Below are 17,983 nucleotides of genomic sequence, written 5' to 3'. Positions count from 1 at the left end.
GATGGCCGCTTACGAACTGATCGATCACGAATACGACGTCGTCGTCGTCGGCGCCGGGGGCTCGGGCCTTCGCGCCGCGCTCGGCGCCGCCCAGCAGGGACTGAAGGTCGCCTGCGTGACCAAGGTCTTCCCCACCCGCTCGCACACCGTCGCGGCCCAGGGCGGCATCTCCGCCTCGCTCGGCAACATGGGCGAGGACAGCTGGCAGTGGCACATGTACGACACCGTCAAGGGGTCGGACTGGCTGGGCGACCAGGACTCGATCGAATATCTGGTCCGTAACGCGCCCAAGGCCGTCTATGAGCTGGAACACTGGGGCGTGCCCTTCAGCCGCACCGAAGAAGGCAAGATCTATCAGCGCGCCTTCGGCGGCATGACCCGCAACTTCGGCGAAGGCCCAGTGCAGCGCACCTGCGCCGCCGCCGACCGCACCGGCCACGCCATCCTGCACACCCTGTACGGCCAGTCGGTGCGCCGCGAAGTGAAGTTCTTCGTCGAATATTTCGCGCTGGACCTGATCATGCAGGACGGCGCCTGCACCGGCGTGACGGCGCTGCAACTGGACAACGGTCAGCTTCACCAGTTCCGCGCCAAGATGGTGGTGCTGGCGACCGGCGGATACGGCCGCGCCTATTTCAGCGCCACCTCGGCCCACACCTGCACCGGCGACGGCAATGCGATGGTGCTGCGCGCCGGCCTGCCGCTGCAGGACATGGAGTTCGTACAGTTCCACCCGACCGGCATCTATGGCGCCGGCTGCCTGATTACCGAGGGCGCGCGCGGCGAGGGCGGCTATCTGACCAACTCGGAAGGCGAGCGCTTCATGGAGCGCTATGCGCCGACCGTGAAGGACCTGGCCCCGCGCGACATGGTTTCGCGCTCCATGACCATCGAAATCCGCGAGGGTCGCGGCGTGGGTCCGAACAAGGACCACATCTTCCTGCACCTGGATCACCTGGATCCAAAGATCCTGCACCAGCGCTTGCCGGGCATCTCGGAGTCGGCCAAGATCTTCGCCGGCGTGGATGTGACCAAGGAGCCGATCCCGGTCCTGCCTACCGTCCACTACAACATGGGCGGCATCCCCACGAACTATCACGGCGAAGTCCTGACGCTGCGCGACGGCAATCCCGACAGCGTGGTTCCGGGCCTGATGGCCGTGGGCGAGGCGGCGTGCGTTTCGGTGCACGGCGCCAACCGCCTGGGCTCCAACTCCCTGACCGACCTGGTGGTGTTCGGCCGCGCCGTCGGCCTGCGCTGCGGTGAAGTCGTCGACAAGGCCTCGGCCGTGCCGTCGGCCTCCAAGAGCCAGACCGACCAGCACCTGGCCCGCCTGGATCGCTTCCGCTACGCCGACGGCTCGACCCCGACCGCCGAGCTGCGTCTGTCGATGCAGCGCGCGATGCAGGCCGATGCGGCGGTGTTCCGCACCGGCGAGACCCTGCAACAGGGCACCGACAAGCTGCGCACCATCGAGGCGGCCGGCGCCGACATCAAGACCACTGATCGCGGCCTGATCTGGAATACGGACCTGGTCGAGACGCTGGAGTACGACAACCTCATCGCCCAGGCGATGGTGACGATCGAGGGTGGTCTGAACCGCACGGAATCGCGCGGCGCCCACGCCCGCGAGGACTATCCCGATCGCGACGACGTCAACTGGATGAAGCACACCCTGGCGTGGAAGCGTCCGGGCGAGCAGGTCCAGATCGATTATCGTCCGGTCCACAACTACACCATGTCCGACGACATCGCGTATATCGAACCGAAGGCGCGGGTTTACTAAGATGGTCCAGCTTACTCTCCCCAGAGGCTCCAAGCCGACGACCGGCAAGGTCCACAAGGCCGCGCCGGGCTCCAAGGACGTGAAGACCTACAAGGTCTATCGCTACGATCCGGAAACCGACGCCGATCCGCGCTGGGACACCTATGAAGTGCCGACCGGCGACCACGGCCCGATGCTGCTGGACGCCCTGATCCACATCAAGAACACCATCGATCCGACCCTGTCGTTCCGGCGCTCGTGCCGCGAGGGCATCTGCGGCTCGTGCTCGATGAACATCGACGGGCGCAACGCCCTGGCCTGCACCAAGGGCTGGGACGAATGCGCGTCCAACAACATCACCATCTCCCCCCTGCCCCACCAGCCTGTGGTCAAGGATCTGGTGACGGACCTGAGCCTGTTCTACGCGCAGTACGACTCGATCCAGCCGTATCTGCAATCGGACGAGCCGGACCCGGAGAAGGAACGTCTGCAGACCCCGGCCGAACGCGAGAAGCTGGACGGCCTGTACGAGTGCATCCTGTGCGCCTGCTGCTCGACCTCGTGCCCCAGCTACTGGTGGAACCAGGAAGAATACCTGGGCCCGGCGGCGCTGCTGCAATCCTATCGCTGGATTTCCGACAGCCGCGACGACGCGACCCAGAAGCGTCTGGACGACCTGGAAGACCCGTTCAAACTTTATCGTTGCCACACGATCATGAACTGCGCCCAGGTCTGCCCCAAGGGTCTGAACCCGGCCAAGGCCATCGCCGAGACCAAGAAGCTGATGGTTGCGCCGAGCCGCAAGAAGGCGGCCTGAGTATCCGGCGCCGGGGGCCTTGCCTCCGGCGCCGCCTCGTTTAAGAGCGGCGCATGGCCAGCATCACCTATATCGAGCATGACGGAACCGAGCACGTCGTCGACGTGAAGTCGGGGCTGAGCGTCATGGAAGGCGCGATCCGCAACAATGTGCCGGGCATCGACGCGGACTGCGGCGGGGCCTGCGCCTGCGCGACCTGCCATGTCTATGTCGACGACGCCTGGCGCGAGGCGACGGGCAAGCCGTCGGCCATGGAAGAGTCGATGCTGGACTTCGCCGAAGAGGTCGAGCCGAACAGCCGCCTGTCGTGCCAGATCCGGGTGTCGGACGCGCTGAACGGCCTGATCGTGCGGTTGCCGGAAAACCAGCACTGAAATGATCGACGCGGGGCTGATCGACCAGATCGGCCGATGGATCGACCAGCGCGCCGAGGCGATGGGCCAAGACGGTCCGCCGCCGATCCTGGGGATCGCGGGATCGCAGGGTTCGGGAAAATCGACCCTGGCCAAAGCCGTCGCCGAACGGTTCGGCGGGGTGAGCCTGTCGCTGGACGACGTCTATCTGACGAAGGCGGAGCGGGCGGCCATGGCGGCGCGGGTGCATCCGCTGTTCGCCACGCGCGGGCTGCCGGGGACGCATGACCTGGGCCTTCTGAACCGTCTGCTGGATCGGTTGCAGGCGGCGGCGCCGGACGATCTGATGCCTCTGCCGCGTTTCGACAAGCTGGCCGACGACCGGGCGGCCGAGGCGGACTGGCCTGTCGTGAAGGGTCGGCCGCGGGTCATCGTTCTGGAGGGATGGTGCCTAGGCGCGACGCCGCAGGCCGAGGCGGACCTGGTTGCACCGATCAACGCCCTAGAAGCCCAGAAGGATGTCGGGGGCGAATGGCGCAGGGCGGTCAATGCAGCGCTGAGCCAGCCCTACCTCCGCCTGCGCGCGCGGCTGGACGCTCTGGTCTTTCTCAAGACGCCGGGGTTCGATGTCGTGCTGGACTGGCGCTGCGAGCAGGAGGCGGGATTGATTGGGCAGGACGCCGTATCGCCCGAGCGACGCGCGGCCCTGGCGGTCTTCATCCAGCATTATGAGCGCCTGAGCCGGCATATGATGACGGGCGGCGTGGAGGCGGAAATGATCGTCGCCCTGGACCGGGACCGCGGGGTTCGCAGCCTTGAAGGCGGGCTTGGCGCCTGAGCCGCATCTGTGCGTTATCGGACCATGAGCCTGTTTGGATCCAAGCCCACCGTCGAGCCCGACCGCCGCATGGGCGCGCGCCGACCCGCAAACGCGCGCGGCGTCATCTGCGCGCCCGGCCTGGAGACGGCGTGTCTGATCGTCGATCTGTCGGACGCGGGGATGAAGCTGCGGCTGGACAGAGGCGGGGCCTTGCCGCGCGAGGTGGTCGTGGTCGATGTGGCCGCGGGCGTCGCCTATCCCGCCACCGTCGTCTGGCAGCGCGGGCAGGCGGCCGGGCTGAAACAGACCGGGGCCAAATCGCTGAGAGGCCTGGCGCCGGCGAGGCTGATCCCCGCGCGCGACGCCTGGCTGAGGGCCGGCGGGCGCTGATCGGCCCGGTTAGTCCGCCGTGTCGGCGGGCATGGAGCCGGCGTTGATGGCGATGCGGCCCACCAGCCCCTTGACGATCAGGTCCAGCGCCGATCCCTCGCGATAGTCGGCGGCGGCGACGAAGTTCACCCGGTCCTCCGAGATCAGGGAATAGACCTTCTTCTGATCCCGCTCGTTCGAGCGCGGATCATAGACGGCGATCGAGAAGCCGCCCTTGGTGTGCATCATCTTCATGGTCGGCACGTCGGTGTCGCCGTCGCCGATGAAGATCATCCGGTCGAAAGGCACGGCGCGCTCGTCGTCGGGGATGAAGTGGTTGATGCGTTCGTGCTCCCAGTGGTTCTTCACGCCCTTGTTGATGCGGAACAGATACTGGGTCTTGGTGGTGTAGTTGACGCCGACCGCCGGCCAGGCCGCCTCGCCCTTGTCGTCATAGACGTAGTGGGAGGCGAAGACGTGGGTCAGGGCGGGGCGGATCGGCGTGCCGTCGATCATCTCCTCCAGCCCGGCGGAGATGATGTAATGCTCGATCTCCAGCCCGTATCTGGCGCCGAAGGCGTTCATCCGGTCGAACCAGCTGAGATCCTTCAGACCCTCGAACAGGGCCACCGCCTCGCCGTGCTGGCGCAGGGTCTCGCGCGTCACCGGGGCGCCGTTCTGACGCGCGTGGTGCAGCATCAGCTGCATGTACATCAGGATGCCGTCGCCGTCGGCGTCCTTGGTCAGGCGTTCGGCCTCTTCCCAGAAGGCGCCGATGCCCATGCCGACGGAGGGGATGAAGGACACCTCCTGCATATTGCCGCGCGCCAAGGTGCCGTCGAAATCATAGATCAGGGCGGTTTTCAGCAGCGGGGTCTTGGGTTCGGCCGTATCGGACATGGGGCGAGATCCTTGGTGGAACCCGCCCTCTATATCAGCCCGCCGCGCCCGTCGATTGGCGCCGCTGGCCGAAGGTGGGCGCCGCCGCCTTCTGCTCGGCCCAGTAGTCGGCGCCCGTCGTCGGCTTGAACATGGTGCGGGGCGACCCGTTGCGGGCCACCACGGCGAAGGTGTTGGTCGAGGCCTGATAGATCAGGGTGTCGCCATTTGGCCGTTTGACGGTCTCGGCGTCGCGCGGAGGCTTTGTCGTGAAAGCCGTGACCTTCGTCAGATAATCCTCGGCTGAGCGCGCGCCGAAGTCTGCGCCGTTGCGGTCGTAGAGACGCGCGATCTTGGCGTCGCCGGTTTCGCGCCGATTGGCGGTCAGGACGGGCTTCTCCTGAGGCGTCGCAGCCTCTTCGCTTGCCGTCGGCATGGACGTCAGGGCGACGGGTTCGGCGCTCGCCGTCCGATCCCGCGTCTCGACCGCCGAACTGTTGTCGCAGGCACTCAGCCCCAGCAGACCGCACAGGACCAGCGCGGCCCCTCCCCTTGTCAGCGTTCTCATTCTTTCCTCCAGATACCCGCTGGACGCGACGAAAGCACAACTTTATTGTTCGCGCAATGTTCTCGTCTCGACGGCGTCACGCGCGGCGGCTAGACCGTGAGCATGGACAATCGCCTCCTTTCGAACCGCAAAATCCTGCTGATCGTGGGCGGCGGCATCGCGGCCTATAAGGCGCTGGAGCTGGTGCGGCTGATCGCCAAGGCGGGCGGGCAGACGCGGGTCATCCTGACCGAATCCGGGGCCGAGTTCGTGACCCCCCTGTCGCTGGCGGCGCTGAGCGGCCATCCGGTGCGGTCGGGGCTGTTCCACCCGGACGACGAGACCAGCATGGGGCATATCGAGCTGTCGCGCTGGGCCGATCTTGTGGTGGTGGCGCCGGCGACGGCGGGGCTGATCGCCAAGGCGGCGAATGGTTTGGCCGACGACCTGGCCTCGACCACCCTGATCGCCACGGACAAGCGGGTGCTGTTGGCGCCGGCGATGAATGTGCGGATGTGGGAGCATCCGGCGGTCCAGGCCAATATGGAGCGGTTAAAGACCTTTCCGGGCTTCCATGGCGTGGCGGTGGTGGGGCCGGATGACGGAGAGATGGCCTGCGGTGAATATGGGCCGGGTCGGATGGCGGAGCCCGCCGCGATCCTAGAGGCCATTGCGGGCCTGCTGGCCGGCGCGGCCGGACGACCGCTTAAGGAACGCAAGGCCGTGGTTACCGCCGGGCCGACGTTCGAACCGATCGACCCGGTGCGGGGCCTGACCAACCGCTCCAGCGGCAAACAGGGCTACGCCATCGCCGCCGCTTTGGCCGAACTGGGGGCCGAGGTGACGCTGGTGTCGGGGCCGACGTCGTTGGCTGCCCCGACCGGCGTGACGCGGATCGATGTGGAGAGCGCGCTGGAGATGCAGGCGGCGACGCAGAGCGCCCTTCCCGCCGACATCGCCGTGCTGTCGGCCGCCGTCGCCGACTGGCGCGTGGACACCATCGCCGGCGGCAAGATCAAGAAGGGACCCGGCGGCCCGCCGACCCTGGCCCTGATCGAGAACCCCGACATTCTGGCCGGCGTCGCCGCGCCCGGTCCGAACCGCCCGGCCCTGGTCATCGGCTTCGCCGCCGAAACGACGGATCTGGAAGCCAATGCGCGCGCCAAGCTTTCGCGGAAGGGCTGCGACTGGATCCTGGGCAATGACGTGTCCGACGACGTGTTCGGATCGGACGGCAACGCCGTGCTGCTGGTCACTGCCGACAAGACCGAAACCTGGCCGCGCCAGTCCAAGACCGCCATCGCCCGGGCTGTCGCCGCCCGCATCGCCGATCATTTCAAGGCTGCTGAATGACCGAGACCCCGATCCAGATCCTGCGCCTGCCGCATTCCGAAGGCTTGCCCCTGCCCGCCTATGAGACGGCCGGTTCGGCGGGCATGGACCTGCGCGCCGCCGTGCCGGAAGACCAGCCGATGACCCTGGCGCCGGGTCAGCGGGTGCTGGTGCCCACGGGGCTGAAGATCGCTCTGCCGCTGGGGTATGAGGCCCAGGTGCGGGCGCGCTCTGGCCTCGCTTTCAAACACGGCATCATCTGCCCGAATGCGCCGGGCACCATCGACAGCGACTATCGCGGCGAGTGCGGCGTGATCCTGGCCAACATCGGCGCCGAGCCCTTCATCATCCGCCGCGGCGAACGCATCGCCCAGCTGGTGATCGCCCGGCATGAGCGGGCGGGCTGGATAGAGGTGGAGACGCTGGATGAAACCGCACGCGGGGCGGGCGGATTTGGTTCGACGGGACGGTAACCCTCCTCCCCATGACAGATTTTTCAACGGCTATCGCTGACGCATCGAGCGGCAAGGGTCATCGTTGCATAGGTGTAGAGGCCCTGCTCGCCTTCATGATTACGCTCGAACCAAAGGCGGGTTGGATCGATCTCATTGAAACCTATGAGATCACAGGAAATCTGGAGGTTCCGCGAATAGATCTCAGCATTTACGGCGATCACGGCGCCTATGATCAACCTGCCCCGGAACGCCGACGTTTGGCCAGAGAACGGGTTGAGGGGATGCTGGATGCAGTGTCTCGCGAGCAAAGAGAGTTCATTTTTCAGGTCTGGCTAGACAGCGCGGAATAAATGGCTCGTGGCTAAACCAGCGGCGCGGTCGGCTGGATGAGGCTGGCCTTGCGGCGGATATGTTCGCGCCAGGCGGTGTAGAGACCGCTGCTGGCGATCAGGGCGGCGCCGGCCAGGGTGGTGAGGGTTGGGGTCGCGGCCATCAGCCACCAGCCGAAGACAATGGCGCCGACGATCTGGAGATAGTCGAAGGGCGCGACCACGGAGACGGGGGCCTTTTGCAGCGAGGCGGTCATCAACAGCTGGGCCAGGCCGCCGGCGATGCCCGATCCGATCAGCAGGCCGAAGGTGCCGAGCGCGTGCCAATGGCCGACGAAGGGCAGCAGGATCGCCCCCACGACCGAACAGGCCACGAAGAACCAGAAGACGATGGCGGCGACGTGTTCGGTGTCGCGCAGCTGGCGCAGGGTGATGGTCACGCCGGCCGTCAGCACCGCCCCGATCAGGGCGAAGGCCACGCCGGCCAGCGGCAGGACCGAATGGCCGACGCCCGGCCGCATGACGACGATCACCCCGATGAAGCCGATCGCGACCGCAGCCCAGCGGCGCGGGCCGACCGCCTCCTTCAGCACGAAGAAGGACAGGATGGTGGCGAAGATCGGGGCGGTGAAGCTGAGGGTCGTCGCGTCGGCGAGGGGCAGCAGCGTCAGCGTCTGGAACAGGCACAGGATGGCCGCGACGCCCAGGGCGCTGCGTCCCAGATGGGCCAGGGGGCGGCGCGTCGACAGGGCCGACAGGCCGCCCGGCTGGGTCAGCACCCACGCCAGCACCACCGGCAGGCCGAAGAAGGCGCGATAGAACAGCATTTCCGGCGCCGCCACGCCGTCCTGCGACGCCAGTTTCAACGTCGCCGTCATGATCGAGAAACAGCCGGCGGCGGCGATGCGCAGAAGAATGCCGCGGACGACATCCTCGCCCGCGGCTTTCGATGGATCAGGCGAAGGCCGCGCGGCGGCGACCATGTCGCGCTTAGGCCTGGCCGGTTTCGACAGGCTGCTGGGCGATCTGCTGCTGGCGCGCGATGTAGATGGCCGCGAAGTCGATCGGGTCCAGCTGGAACGGGGGGTAGAAGCCGCCGTCGGCCGTGGCGCCCGAGATGATCTCGCGCGCGAACGGGAACAGATAGCGCGGGCATTCGATCAGCAGCAGGGGCTCGATGTCCTGCTCCTGGACGTTGGCCAGCTGGAACAGGCCGCCATAGACCAGTTCGACGTGGAAGACGGGCTGGTTCTCGTGCGTCGCCTTGATGGATAGCTTCAGGTCCAGTTCGAACAGGCCGTCCGGGCGGCCCTGGGCGGCCATTTCAACGCCGAGGTCGATCGCGGGTTTGCCGTCGATGCGCAGGGATTCCGGGGCCCGCGGGTTCTCGAACGAGAAGTCGCGGACGTATTGCGCCAGGATGCGGAAGCCGGGACCGGCGGGCTGGCCCTGCTGGGCGTCGCCTTGTTGCGGCTGTTCGGCGGGAGGAGCGGCGTCGGTCATGAAACAGTCTTTGGCGCAGTTTGGGGCCGATGAGGCCGGAATGAGGCGCCGCGACTACCATGCCGGGACGCTTGGCCGCAACGTCGCGCGCGCGATTGGGGGCGCGCTTCGCCTTGCCTCACCCTATATGAGCCCGTAATCACGCCAGACTCAGTGTTTGGCGCACCCGTCGTTCGCTACAGGAATCTCCTCTTGAACATGCCGGTTCAGTTCCAGGTCGTCGTCTTCGCCTTCATCGCAGCCTTTGTGCTGTTCCAGCTCTACAATGTGCTGGGCAAGCGGGTGGGCCGTCAGCCGCAGGAAGACACCAAGATCGCGCCGCCCGGCCCGGCCCAGGCCGAAACGCCCAAGGTCGCGGCGATCGACCCGGCGACCCTGGCCTCCATCGCCAGCCTGAAGGCGCGCGATCCGGCGTTTGACCCGGCCCGTTTCCTGGACGGCGCGCGTCAGGCCTATGAGACCATCGTGCGCGGCTACGCCGCCGGCGACCGGGCCGCGCTGAAGCCGTTGCTGAAGCCGAACGTCTTCGCCTCGTTCGAGGCCGGCATCGCGGCGCGCGAGACGCGCGGCGAGACCGAGACCGTCGAGTTCCTGTATCCGCCCCGAGCCGATCTGGAAGGCGCGGTCGCCGAGGGCGACAAGGCCGTGGCCAAGGTGCGCTTCCTGGCCGAACTGCGCAGTCGGGTGACCAAGGCCTCTGGCGAAACGGCGGACGCGACGACGGGCGAGCCGCTGATCGAGGAACGCCGCACGGCCGAACACTGGACGTTCGAACGCACCCTGGGCGCGACGGACCCGAACTGGGTGCTGGCGCGCGTCGAGCCGGCCAACGCCTGATGGCGGTTCGCGGCCGGTCGGGCGCGCTGGCGACGCTGACGGCCGCCCTGGCTGTCGCAGCCTGTTCGACCGGGCCGATGACGCCGACGGGCGCGACGGGGACGACAGGGCCGCAGACAGGGCCGATCCCCTATACGCCATCGCCCAATCCGACCCCGCTTCCCGCGCCGTCCGACGCCCTGAGCCCCGCCGTACTGCCGGGCTGGAGCCAGGAGGACCATCTGGCCGCCTTCCGGGCCTATGTGGACGGGTGCGGCGCGGCGCGTGACGAGGCCGCCCGCCGGGTCTGCGGACGCGCCAAGGCCATGGCGACGACGATGACGATCACGCCGTCGCAGGCGCGCGCCTTCTTCGAGGCCAGCTTCAGCGCGATCCCGGCTCAGACGCCGGACGGGCGACCGGGCCTGCTGACCTCCTATTTCGCGCCCGAATATCCAGCGCGGCGACGGCCGGACGCCGAGTTCTCGGCCCCCGTCCTGCCCAAGCCCGCCAATCCACGCGCGGCCGGCGACCGCGCCTATATCGAATCCGCCGCACGGCCCGAGCAGGCCTTGGCCTGGATGCGGGCCGAGGACCTGTTCTTTCTGCAGATCCAGGGGTCGGGCTATCTGACGTTCGAGGACGGCACGCGCGGCCGCGCCGCCTATGCCGCCGACAACGGCAAGCCGTTCGTGGGCATCGCCCGACCGATGGCGCAGCAGGGATTGTTGCCGCAGAACGGCACCTCCGGCGATGCGATCCGGGACTGGTTGGCCAGCCATAGGGGCTATGAGGCGCAGGCGGTCATGGCGCTGAACCCACGCTACATCTTCTTCCGGCTGGACCCGGACGATGACGGCCACCCGGCGGGGGCGGCGGGCGTGCCCCTGACCGAGCGGCGGGCCATCGCGGTCGATCCGGCGCACTGGCGTTATGGCGAACTGGTCTGGCTGGAGGCCGACGGGGGCAATCTGCGCGGCGCCACGGCCAGCTATCGCGGTCTGGCCATGGCGCTGGACACCGGATCGGCCATTCGCGGACCGGTGCGCGCCGACCTCTATATGGGTCGCGGCGACCGCGCGGGGGCTGAAGCCGGGACCGTGCGCCACCCCTTGCGGATGTGGCGCCTGGTCCCGAAGGGTTAGGCGACGGTCAGGGTCACCGCGATATTGCCCCGCGTGGCGTGCGAATAGGGGCAGACGGTATCCGCCTCGGCGACAAGGGCTTCGGCCTCGGCGCGATCCACGCCAGGCAGGCTGACCTCCAGCGCCACCTCCAGGCCGAAGCCCTTGTCGCTGCGCGGACCGATGCCGACCGTGGCGTTGACGGCGGCGTCGGCAGGCACCTTGGCGTGACCGCCCTGAGAGGCGACGAACTTCATGGCGCCGAGGAAGCAGGCCGCGTAGCCAGCCGCGAACAGCTGTTCGGGGTTGTTGCCGACGCCGGCGCCGCCCAGCTCCTTAGGCGTGCCCAAGGCGACATCCAGAGCGCCGTCGGTGGTGGCGGCGCGGCCGTCGCGGCCGCCCGTGGCGACGGCGGTGGTGCGGTACAGGGTGTTGATGGACATAGAAATCAGCTCCGAAAGGCCATAAATGTCGTGCGCGATCTAATCGCGTGCCGTGGTTTAGTGCGCCAGGCAGGAGGCGTCAAGCTTGCGATTGTATCGCGCGCGATTATTATCTGGCCTATGACCTCATCCGCCCCCTCCCCCGCCGCCATGGCCGTCGATGACATGCTGTGTTTCGCCGCCTATTCGGCGAACCTGGCGTTCAACCGGTTCTACAAGCCGCTGCTGGACCGGATGGGCCTGACCTATCCGCAGTTCCTGGCCATGGCCCTGCTCTGGCGTGAGGACGAACAGACGGTCGGCCGGCTGGGCGAGCAGCTGTTTCTGGAATCCAACACCCTGACCCCGCTGATCAAACGACTGGAGGCGGCCGGGCTGGTGACGCGCGCCCGCGACAAGGCGGATGAGCGGGTGGTGCGCGTCAGCCTGACCGACGCAGGACGGGCGTTGGCTGTCGAGGCCGCCTGCCTGCCGCAATCGGTATTGGACGCCACCGAGATGACGCCCGAAGCCCTGACCGACCTGCGCCAAGGCCTGGGGGCGCTGCGCGACAAGCTGCGGGCGGCCCAGCCGCCGGCCGAGGGCTAGGCCAGGTCTTCGATCTCGTCTTCGGTCAGTTCGCCGGGGACGATGGTGACGGGCAGTTTGCGGCCGCCGATCTGCGCGCCTTGTTTGATGATGGCCGAGACCAGCGGGCCGGGGCCGCGCGAGCTGGTTCCGGCGGCCAGGACGAGGATCTTGATGTCGGGATCGGCGGCGACGACCTTCTTGATCGCGGCCTGGGCCTCGCCCTTTTCGATCAGGAAGACTGGCGCAGCGCCGGAGCGGGTCTGCGCCTCCTCGCCCAGGCGGTTGAGCAGAATCTCCGCCTCCTGGCGCTGCTGGCGTTCGATTTCCTCGCGCACGCCCGACCAGTGGGCGTCGCTGTCGGTCGGCAGGACGCGCAGCATGACCACGCGCCCGCCGGTCGATTTCGCCCGGCGCGAGGCGAACCGCAGGGCGGCCTCGAACTCCGGACTGTCGTCGACGACGACGAGGAACTTTCTCGGCATTGCGGCCTCCCCAGCCTGATCAGCGGCTGAAGAGGCCGTGCGACGACGGCTTCGTCAAGCGAAGACCCGCTGCTCAGCCATTCACGGCCGCCGTCGCCAGATCGCGGATAGTCGCGTTGGCGATCGTCAGTTTGGCGAAGGTCCAGCCCGAGCCCGACTGTTCGATCTCGTCCACCGAGGCGCGCACGCCCTCGACCGTCGCCTGTTTGGAGCCGATCCAGGCGTCCACGGCGGCTTCGGCCGCGTCCTCGCTCACGCCGACCGACGGATCGGAGGCGCGGGCGACGGCGCGGGTCAGGGCCGCCTGCTCGTTCATCAGATCCTCGATCAGACGACGGACGGCGAGACGATCGAAATGATCCGCAGACGGAATGGAGCCGGCGGCGGCGCGCAGACGGTCGAAGTCGAAGGCGGCGCCGACCTGGTGATACAGGCGCGCCATGGCTGCGACCGGCCAGTTCGCTTCCTGCGCCAGATCCCCGATGTCGGAGGCGGCGACGAGGGGGCGCATGATGGCGATGCTGCGGGTCAAATCCTCAGGCGCGCCGTGGTCGGCGAAGCGTTTGACGCGCGCATCCAGGCGCCCCTGTTCGAAGCGCGACAGGACCGGCGCGCCCTCGGCCTGCAGGGCGTCGGCGATCGGACGATAGCGGTCGATCAGGGCCTGAACCGACAGACCGCCCTTGGCGCGGCGGGCCAGCCAGAAGGTCTGACGACGCAGGACAACGGCGATTTCCTGGTAGAGGGCGATCTGGGCCTCGGCCGAGATCTTCAGGTCCAGGGCCGAAACGGCGTCCCAGGCCTCGTCCAGACGGAAGACGCGGCGCGCGGCCTCGAAGGCGATGATCAGCGCGGTGGTGTCGCATTCCGCCGAGCCGCGCAGGCGGTCAGGGAAGGTCGGGCCGCACATGTTGACGACTTCGTTGGCCATGACGGTGGCGATGATCTCGCGCCGCAGACGGTGGCTCTTCATCTCCGGTTCGAACCGGGCCAGGGCCTCGGGGAAGTAGCGGACAAGGATCTGTTCGAAGAAGGGATCCTCGGGCGCCTGCGAGGCGACGATATCGTCCGAAAGCTCCAGCTTGGCGTAGGCCATCAGGACGGCCAGCTCCGGCCGGGCCAGCGGAATGCCCGCCGTCATCAGCTCTTTGACGCGGGCGTCGTTGGGCAGCCCCTCGACCTTGCGGTCCAGCTTTCCGCGCGCCGAGAGGCTCTGCATGAACCGCTGCTGGGCGTCCAGGGCGCCGACGCCTTCGGCCTGCTGCAGGGTCAGGGCGAGGGTCTGGTCGTAGTTGTGGGCCAGCACCTTCAGGCCCACCTCGTCGGTCATGGAGGCCAGAAGCGGCGTGCGCTCCTCAGCCGGCAGGACGCCGTTGGTCACGGCCGAGCCGACCAGGATTTTGATGTTGACCTCGTGGTCGGAGGTGTCGACCCCGGCGGAGTTGTCGATGGCGTCGGTGTTGATGCGGCCGCCGGCCTGACCGAAGGCGATGCGTCCCGCTTGGGTGAAGCCGAGGTTTGCGCCCTCGCCCACCACCTTGACCCGCAGTTCGTCGGCGTTGATGCGCAGGGCGTCGGTGCCCTTGTCCCCGACCTGGGCGTCGGTTTCGGCCGCCGATTTCACATAGGTGCCGATGCCGCCCAGATAGAGCAGTTCGACCGGCACCTTCAGGATGGCGCGGATCAGGCTGACGGGGTCCAGTTCGTCCTCGGCGATGTCCAGGGCCGCCTTGATCTGGGGCGTCAGCTGGATCGACTTGGCCGAGCGCGAGAAGACGCCGCCGCCTTCCGAGATCAGCGCCTTGTCATAGTCCTGCCAGGACGAGCGCGGCAGGTCGAACAGACGCTTGCGCTCGGTCCAGCTGGTCACATGATCCGGGTTCGGATCAATGAAGATGTCGCGGTGATCAAAGGCGGCGACCAGGCGCGTGGCCTTGGACAGAAGCGCGCCGTTGCCGAAGACGTCGCCGGACATGTCGCCGACGCCGACCATGGTGAAGGGCTGGGTCTGGATGTCCTTGCCCATCTCGCGGAAGTGGCGCTTGACCGCCTCCCAGGCGCCGCGCGCGGTGATGCCCATGGCCTTGTGGTCGTAGCCGATGGAGCCGCCCGAGGCGAAGGCGTCGCCCAGCCAGAAGCCGTAGGCGGCCGAGACGCCGTTGGCGATGTCGGAGAAGGTCGCCGTGCCCTTGTCGGCGGCCACGACCAGATAGGGGTCGTCGCCTTCCCAGGCGATGACATTGGCCGGATGGGTCACTGAACCGTCAGCGGCGATATTGTCGGTGATGTCCAGAAGGCCGGACAGGAAGGTGCGATAGGCACGGATGGCCTCGCCCTGGATGGCCTCGCGGTCCGTCGTGCGGGGCAGTTGCTTGGGATAGAAGCCGCCCTTGGAGCCGACCGGCACGATGACCGCGTTCTTCACCTGCTGCGCCTTGACCAGGCCCAGGACCTCGGTGCGGAAGTCGTCGCGACGGTCCGACCAGCGCAGACCACCACGCGCGACGGGACCAAAGCGCAGGTGCACACCCTCGACGTGCGGCGCCCAGACGAAGATTTCGCGATAGGGTTTGGGCAGGGGCAGGTCGTCCAGCTCGCGCGAGGCGATCTTGATCGAGATGTGCGGCTTGGGCTGACCGTCGGCGTCCAGCTGGAAATAGTTGGTGCGCTTGATCGCGCCGATCAGGGCGGCGATCCGGCGCAGGGCCCGGTCGTGATCCAGGCTCTTCACGTCCTGCAGCAGGGTGACGATCTTGGCGTCCAGCTCGGCGACGGCCGGCGCGCGGTCGTCAGCCGAGCCCCCTTCGGGCGCGAACTTGGCCTTGAACAGCGACAGCAGGGCGCGCGCCACGTCGGGGTATTCGCGCAGGGCCTCTTCCTGCACCGTCTGGGAAGGGTCGAGACCCGTCTGCTGGCGATAGTGGGCCAGGGTGCGTATCAGGGCGGCGTCGCGCCATTCCACGCCCAGTTCGATCACCAGGCGGTTGAAGCCGTCGCTTTCGTTGCGGCCGGTCCAGACGGCGGCGAAGGCGTCCTCGAAAGGTCCCTTCACGTCATCGAAGACCAGCGCCTCGCCGCGCGGATCCTCCATCAGGAACTCGTGGACGTGGATCTCCTCCTCGCCCATCGGGCGGATCGGATAGCCGTATTCCTCCAGTGTCTTCAAACCCATATCGGCTAGGATCGGCAGGACGTCGGACAGGGGAACGGCGGGGCCGCGACGATAGAGTTTGAAGCGGAACTGCAGGCGGCTGTCGTCCGGCGTGCGGAAGGCGCGCACGGCGACGGCCTTGCCCTCGCCGGGCAGACCGGTCTCGTTCAGCCGGTGTACGTATTGCAGGTCGGTCGCGGCTTCGTCGGCGTCATAGCGATCGCGATAGGCGGCCCCGAAGGCGCGGGCCCATTGGGCGCTCAGCGGGCCGACGGCGACTTCCTCGACGCCCGAGCGACGCAGGGCGCCTTCGAAACGATCGACCCAGCCGCGACCGGCCTCGGCGACGTCGGCTTCCAGTTGGGCGGCGTCCGGGATCGGGTGGGCGCCGGGCTCCACGCCGATGATGTAGTGGATGCGCACCAGGGGCGCGTCCGACAGCTGCGGATACCAGGCCGAGATGCGGCCGCCCCAGGCGCGGGCGACGATCTGGCCAATGCGTTCGCGCACGGCGGAATCGAACTTCTCGCGCGGGATGAAGCACAGAACCGAGACGAAGCGGTCGAACGGATCCTGGCGCGAGAACAGGCGGATGCGCGGCCGGTCGTAGAGGTGAAGGATGCCCAGGGCGATGGACAGCAGCTCGTCCTCGCTGACCTGGAACAGCTCGTCGCGCGGGTAATTCTCAAGGATGTTCTTGAGGCGTTTTTCATTGTGGCTGCCGGGCGCCTTGTCGGCGCGGGCCAGGGCGTTGGCCACCTTGCGACGCAGCAGCGGCACCTCGGTCGCCAGCTGGTCGTAGGCTTCCGACGTGAACAGGCCGACGAAACGGGTCTCGCCCGTCGCCTTGCCGTCCGGGCCGTAACGCTTGACCCCGACATAGTCCATGTAGGCGCGACGGTGGACGCGCGAGCGGGCGTTGGCCTTGGCCACCGTCACCGGTTCGCTGAGATCCAGCTGGCGGCGCATCTGGCGCGTCAGGACGGCGGGTTCGGAGGCGCGGCGCAGCACGGTGCGCTCGGGATCTGCCAGAATGCCCAGGCCGTCGGTGGACAGTCCCAGCGGCGCCTCGGCCTCATAGTCGCCGTCGGCGTTCAGCGGATAGTCGTAGTCGCGCGCGCCCAGGAAGACGAAATGGTCGCTCTTCAGCCATTTCAGGAAGGCGATGTTCTCGGCCAGGACGGCGGGATCGACCGGGGGCGGGGTCTCTTCCAGACGCTGCACGGCCTGGCGCATCAGGGACGTCATGGCGTCATGATCGGCGACGGCGGCGTGAACGTCCGACAGGCTCTGGGCCAGACCTTCGCCCAGGGCGTCGCGGCGCTCTTGAGGCACGCTGTCGATGACCAGCATGATGATCGACAGGCGGCGGCCGTCGAGCTCGACCACCGGGTGGAACAGGGCGCGCACGGACACGGCGGCCTCGGCCAGGGCCCCCATGACGCTGTCGACCAGGAAGGGAGCGTCGGACTGGACGATGCGCACCAGATCGTAATCCAGCACCTTGTCCGATGCGCCGTGCAGCGGGCCGACGGTGATGGCGGGAGCGGCCGCGTCGGTCGGATAGGACTTGGCGGCGGTCCAGGAGGCGGCGAGCAGGGCGGCCAGATCCTCGCCGCTCAGCTCAGGCGTCTCATCGGCGGAATAGTCTTCGTGCGCCTGGGTCAGATAGGTCTGTTCGACTGCGCCGGGCCCGGTCCCCACGATCTTGGCGAAGGCCGCCTCCAGCGCGGCCTTGGTGATCGGCTGAACGGGTTGGCGCAGATCGTGGGCGGTCATGGACGAGCAGTCTCGAACGACGCGGCAGGGCCGCAAGGGATGCGGCGCGACGGGGCGCCACCCCCGCTGACTAGGCCAGGTCCGGTCGCTCGGGAAGCCCCTGGCGACCGTTCATTGTAATGATCAGTGATCAGGTTGGAATTATTGTGCAGCGCCACAAAGCAGAAAGCCGCCGGACTGGGGGAGTCCGGCGGCCTGCGCGAGCGGCGCCTGGAGGGGAGGGGAGGGCGCCGGCTTCGCTTCGCTGCGGTTCGGAGGGGGAGTGTCCCGCAGCGTCGAAATCGGAAATGGGAAGCCCCCTGCGCGGTTCAAGAGCGGATCGGCCGGAATCTTTCGCGACATTTTGGCGCCTCTGAGCGGCGATGAAGACGTCGGCGAATGCGGGCGACAACGGATTCCGCTGCTATGCGTTAGGATGGGTCAACGGTGAAGCTGGAGCACCCGATTAC

Annotated in this window: 18 protein-coding genes; 11 read left to right on the top strand and 7 right to left on the bottom strand. The window is 67.7% G+C overall.

The window, feature by feature from the left end; all coding sequences use genetic code 11:
- Position 1 precedes the first annotated feature (1 nt).
- The 5 genes from sdhA to BLR19_RS13330 are packed head-to-tail and all read left to right on the top strand — an operon-like array spanning position 2 to position 4,145.
- A complete protein-coding gene (gene sdhA, locus BLR19_RS13350) occupies positions 2-1,786 on the top strand; it encodes a succinate dehydrogenase flavoprotein subunit (protein ID WP_091751996.1) in 1,785 nt (594 codons plus the stop codon).
- A 1-nt stretch (position 1,787) separates the two neighbouring features.
- Complete coding sequence (locus BLR19_RS13345) at positions 1,788-2,582, top strand: succinate dehydrogenase iron-sulfur subunit (RefSeq protein WP_055755116.1); 795 nt, start codon at positions 1,788-1,790, stop codon at positions 2,580-2,582.
- A gap of 53 nt (positions 2,583-2,635) precedes the next feature.
- Entirely contained in the window at positions 2,636-2,956 is a 321-nt protein-coding gene (locus BLR19_RS13340) for a 2Fe-2S iron-sulfur cluster-binding protein (RefSeq protein ID WP_066553488.1), read from the top strand.
- A 1-nt stretch (position 2,957) separates the two neighbouring features.
- A complete protein-coding gene (locus BLR19_RS13335; protein WP_091751992.1) occupies positions 2,958-3,773 on the top strand; it encodes a kinase in 816 nt (271 codons plus the stop codon).
- Between the two features lie 24 nt (positions 3,774-3,797).
- Positions 3,798-4,145, top strand: coding sequence for a PilZ domain-containing protein (locus BLR19_RS13330; RefSeq protein ID WP_091751989.1), 348 nt, complete (start codon positions 3,798-3,800; stop codon positions 4,143-4,145).
- A 9-nt stretch (positions 4,146-4,154) separates the two neighbouring features.
- Here the strand turns inward: BLR19_RS13330 and BLR19_RS13325 are convergent, their stop codons facing one another.
- Together BLR19_RS13325 and BLR19_RS13320 are read right to left on the bottom strand one after the other, a co-directional pair.
- Positions 4,155-5,024: an HAD family hydrolase gene (locus BLR19_RS13325; protein ID WP_091751986.1), complete on the bottom strand. Its 870-nt coding sequence runs from the start codon at positions 5,022-5,024 to the stop codon at positions 4,155-4,157.
- Positions 5,025-5,058: 34 nt separating this feature from the next.
- A complete protein-coding gene (locus BLR19_RS13320; protein ID WP_091751984.1) occupies positions 5,059-5,571 on the bottom strand; it encodes an S-type pyocin family protein in 513 nt (170 codons plus the stop codon).
- Positions 5,572-5,673: 102 nt separating this feature from the next.
- Between BLR19_RS13320 and coaBC the strand changes: the two genes are divergently transcribed.
- Genes coaBC through BLR19_RS13305 form a run of 3 tightly spaced genes read left to right on the top strand, consistent with a single transcriptional unit; the run spans position 5,674 to position 7,687 of the window.
- Positions 5,674-6,903 carry a bifunctional phosphopantothenoylcysteine decarboxylase/phosphopantothenate--cysteine ligase CoaBC gene (coaBC, locus tag BLR19_RS13315; protein ID WP_091751981.1) on the top strand — a complete coding sequence of 410 codons (1,230 nt, stop codon included), beginning with the start codon at positions 5,674-5,676 and terminating at the stop codon, positions 6,901-6,903.
- Positions 6,900-7,355, top strand: a complete 456-nt coding sequence (gene dut, locus BLR19_RS13310; protein WP_091751979.1) for a dUTP diphosphatase — start codon at positions 6,900-6,902, stop codon at positions 7,353-7,355. The genes coaBC and dut overlap by 4 nt, the downstream gene beginning before the upstream one ends.
- Before the next feature lie 11 nt (positions 7,356-7,366).
- Positions 7,367-7,687 carry a hypothetical protein gene (locus tag BLR19_RS13305; RefSeq protein WP_091751976.1) on the top strand — a complete coding sequence of 107 codons (321 nt, stop codon included), beginning with the start codon at positions 7,367-7,369 and terminating at the stop codon, positions 7,685-7,687.
- A gap of 11 nt (positions 7,688-7,698) precedes the next feature.
- Here the strand turns inward: BLR19_RS13305 and BLR19_RS13300 are convergent, their stop codons facing one another.
- Positions 7,699-8,649, bottom strand: a complete 951-nt coding sequence (locus tag BLR19_RS13300) for a DMT family transporter (protein ID WP_091751973.1) — start codon at positions 8,647-8,649, stop codon at positions 7,699-7,701.
- Positions 8,650-8,656: 7 nt separating this feature from the next.
- Complete coding sequence (secB, locus tag BLR19_RS13295; RefSeq protein WP_017505358.1) at positions 8,657-9,169, bottom strand: protein-export chaperone SecB; 513 nt, start codon at positions 9,167-9,169, stop codon at positions 8,657-8,659.
- Positions 9,170-9,367: 198 nt separating this feature from the next.
- Here secB and timA point away from each other — a divergent pair, with 198 nt between their 5' ends.
- Both timA and BLR19_RS13285 read left to right on the top strand, forming a co-directional pair.
- Positions 9,368-10,006 carry a TIM44-related membrane protein TimA gene (gene timA, locus BLR19_RS13290; protein WP_091751971.1) on the top strand — a complete coding sequence of 213 codons (639 nt, stop codon included), beginning with the start codon at positions 9,368-9,370 and terminating at the stop codon, positions 10,004-10,006.
- Positions 10,006-11,130, top strand: a complete 1,125-nt coding sequence (locus tag BLR19_RS13285) for an MltA domain-containing protein (protein WP_091751968.1) — start codon at positions 10,006-10,008, stop codon at positions 11,128-11,130. Before timA ends, BLR19_RS13285 begins: the two co-directional genes overlap by 1 nt.
- Here BLR19_RS13285 and BLR19_RS13280 read toward each other — a convergent pair.
- The gene (locus tag BLR19_RS13280; protein WP_320442876.1) at positions 11,127-11,546 is read right to left on the bottom strand and encodes an organic hydroperoxide resistance protein; all 420 of its coding nucleotides are present in this window, start codon (positions 11,544-11,546) and stop codon (positions 11,127-11,129) included. The two genes, BLR19_RS13285 and BLR19_RS13280, sit on opposite strands and share 4 nt — an antisense overlap.
- A 126-nt stretch (positions 11,547-11,672) precedes the next feature.
- On the opposite strand from BLR19_RS13280, the gene BLR19_RS13275 reads away from it, so the two are divergent.
- Positions 11,673-12,140, top strand: coding sequence for a MarR family winged helix-turn-helix transcriptional regulator (locus BLR19_RS13275; RefSeq protein ID WP_091751961.1), 468 nt, complete (start codon positions 11,673-11,675; stop codon positions 12,138-12,140).
- Here BLR19_RS13275 and BLR19_RS13270 read toward each other — a convergent pair.
- Together BLR19_RS13270 and BLR19_RS13265 are read right to left on the bottom strand one after the other, a co-directional pair.
- Positions 12,137-12,604, bottom strand: coding sequence for a universal stress protein (locus BLR19_RS13270; RefSeq protein ID WP_017505361.1), 468 nt, complete (start codon positions 12,602-12,604; stop codon positions 12,137-12,139). The genes BLR19_RS13275 and BLR19_RS13270 overlap by 4 nt on opposite strands.
- Before the next feature lie 73 nt (positions 12,605-12,677).
- Entirely contained in the window at positions 12,678-17,534 is a 4,857-nt protein-coding gene (locus tag BLR19_RS13265; RefSeq protein WP_091751958.1) for an NAD-glutamate dehydrogenase, read from the bottom strand.
- Positions 17,535-17,983: the final 449 nt, after the last annotated feature.

Origin of the sequence: Brevundimonas sp. 374 (genome assembly GCF_900102995.1) — a bacterium.
Taxonomy (GTDB): domain Bacteria; phylum Pseudomonadota; class Alphaproteobacteria; order Caulobacterales; family Caulobacteraceae; genus Brevundimonas; species Brevundimonas vesicularis_C.
This window is presented reverse-complemented; position numbering and strand designations above follow the sequence as displayed.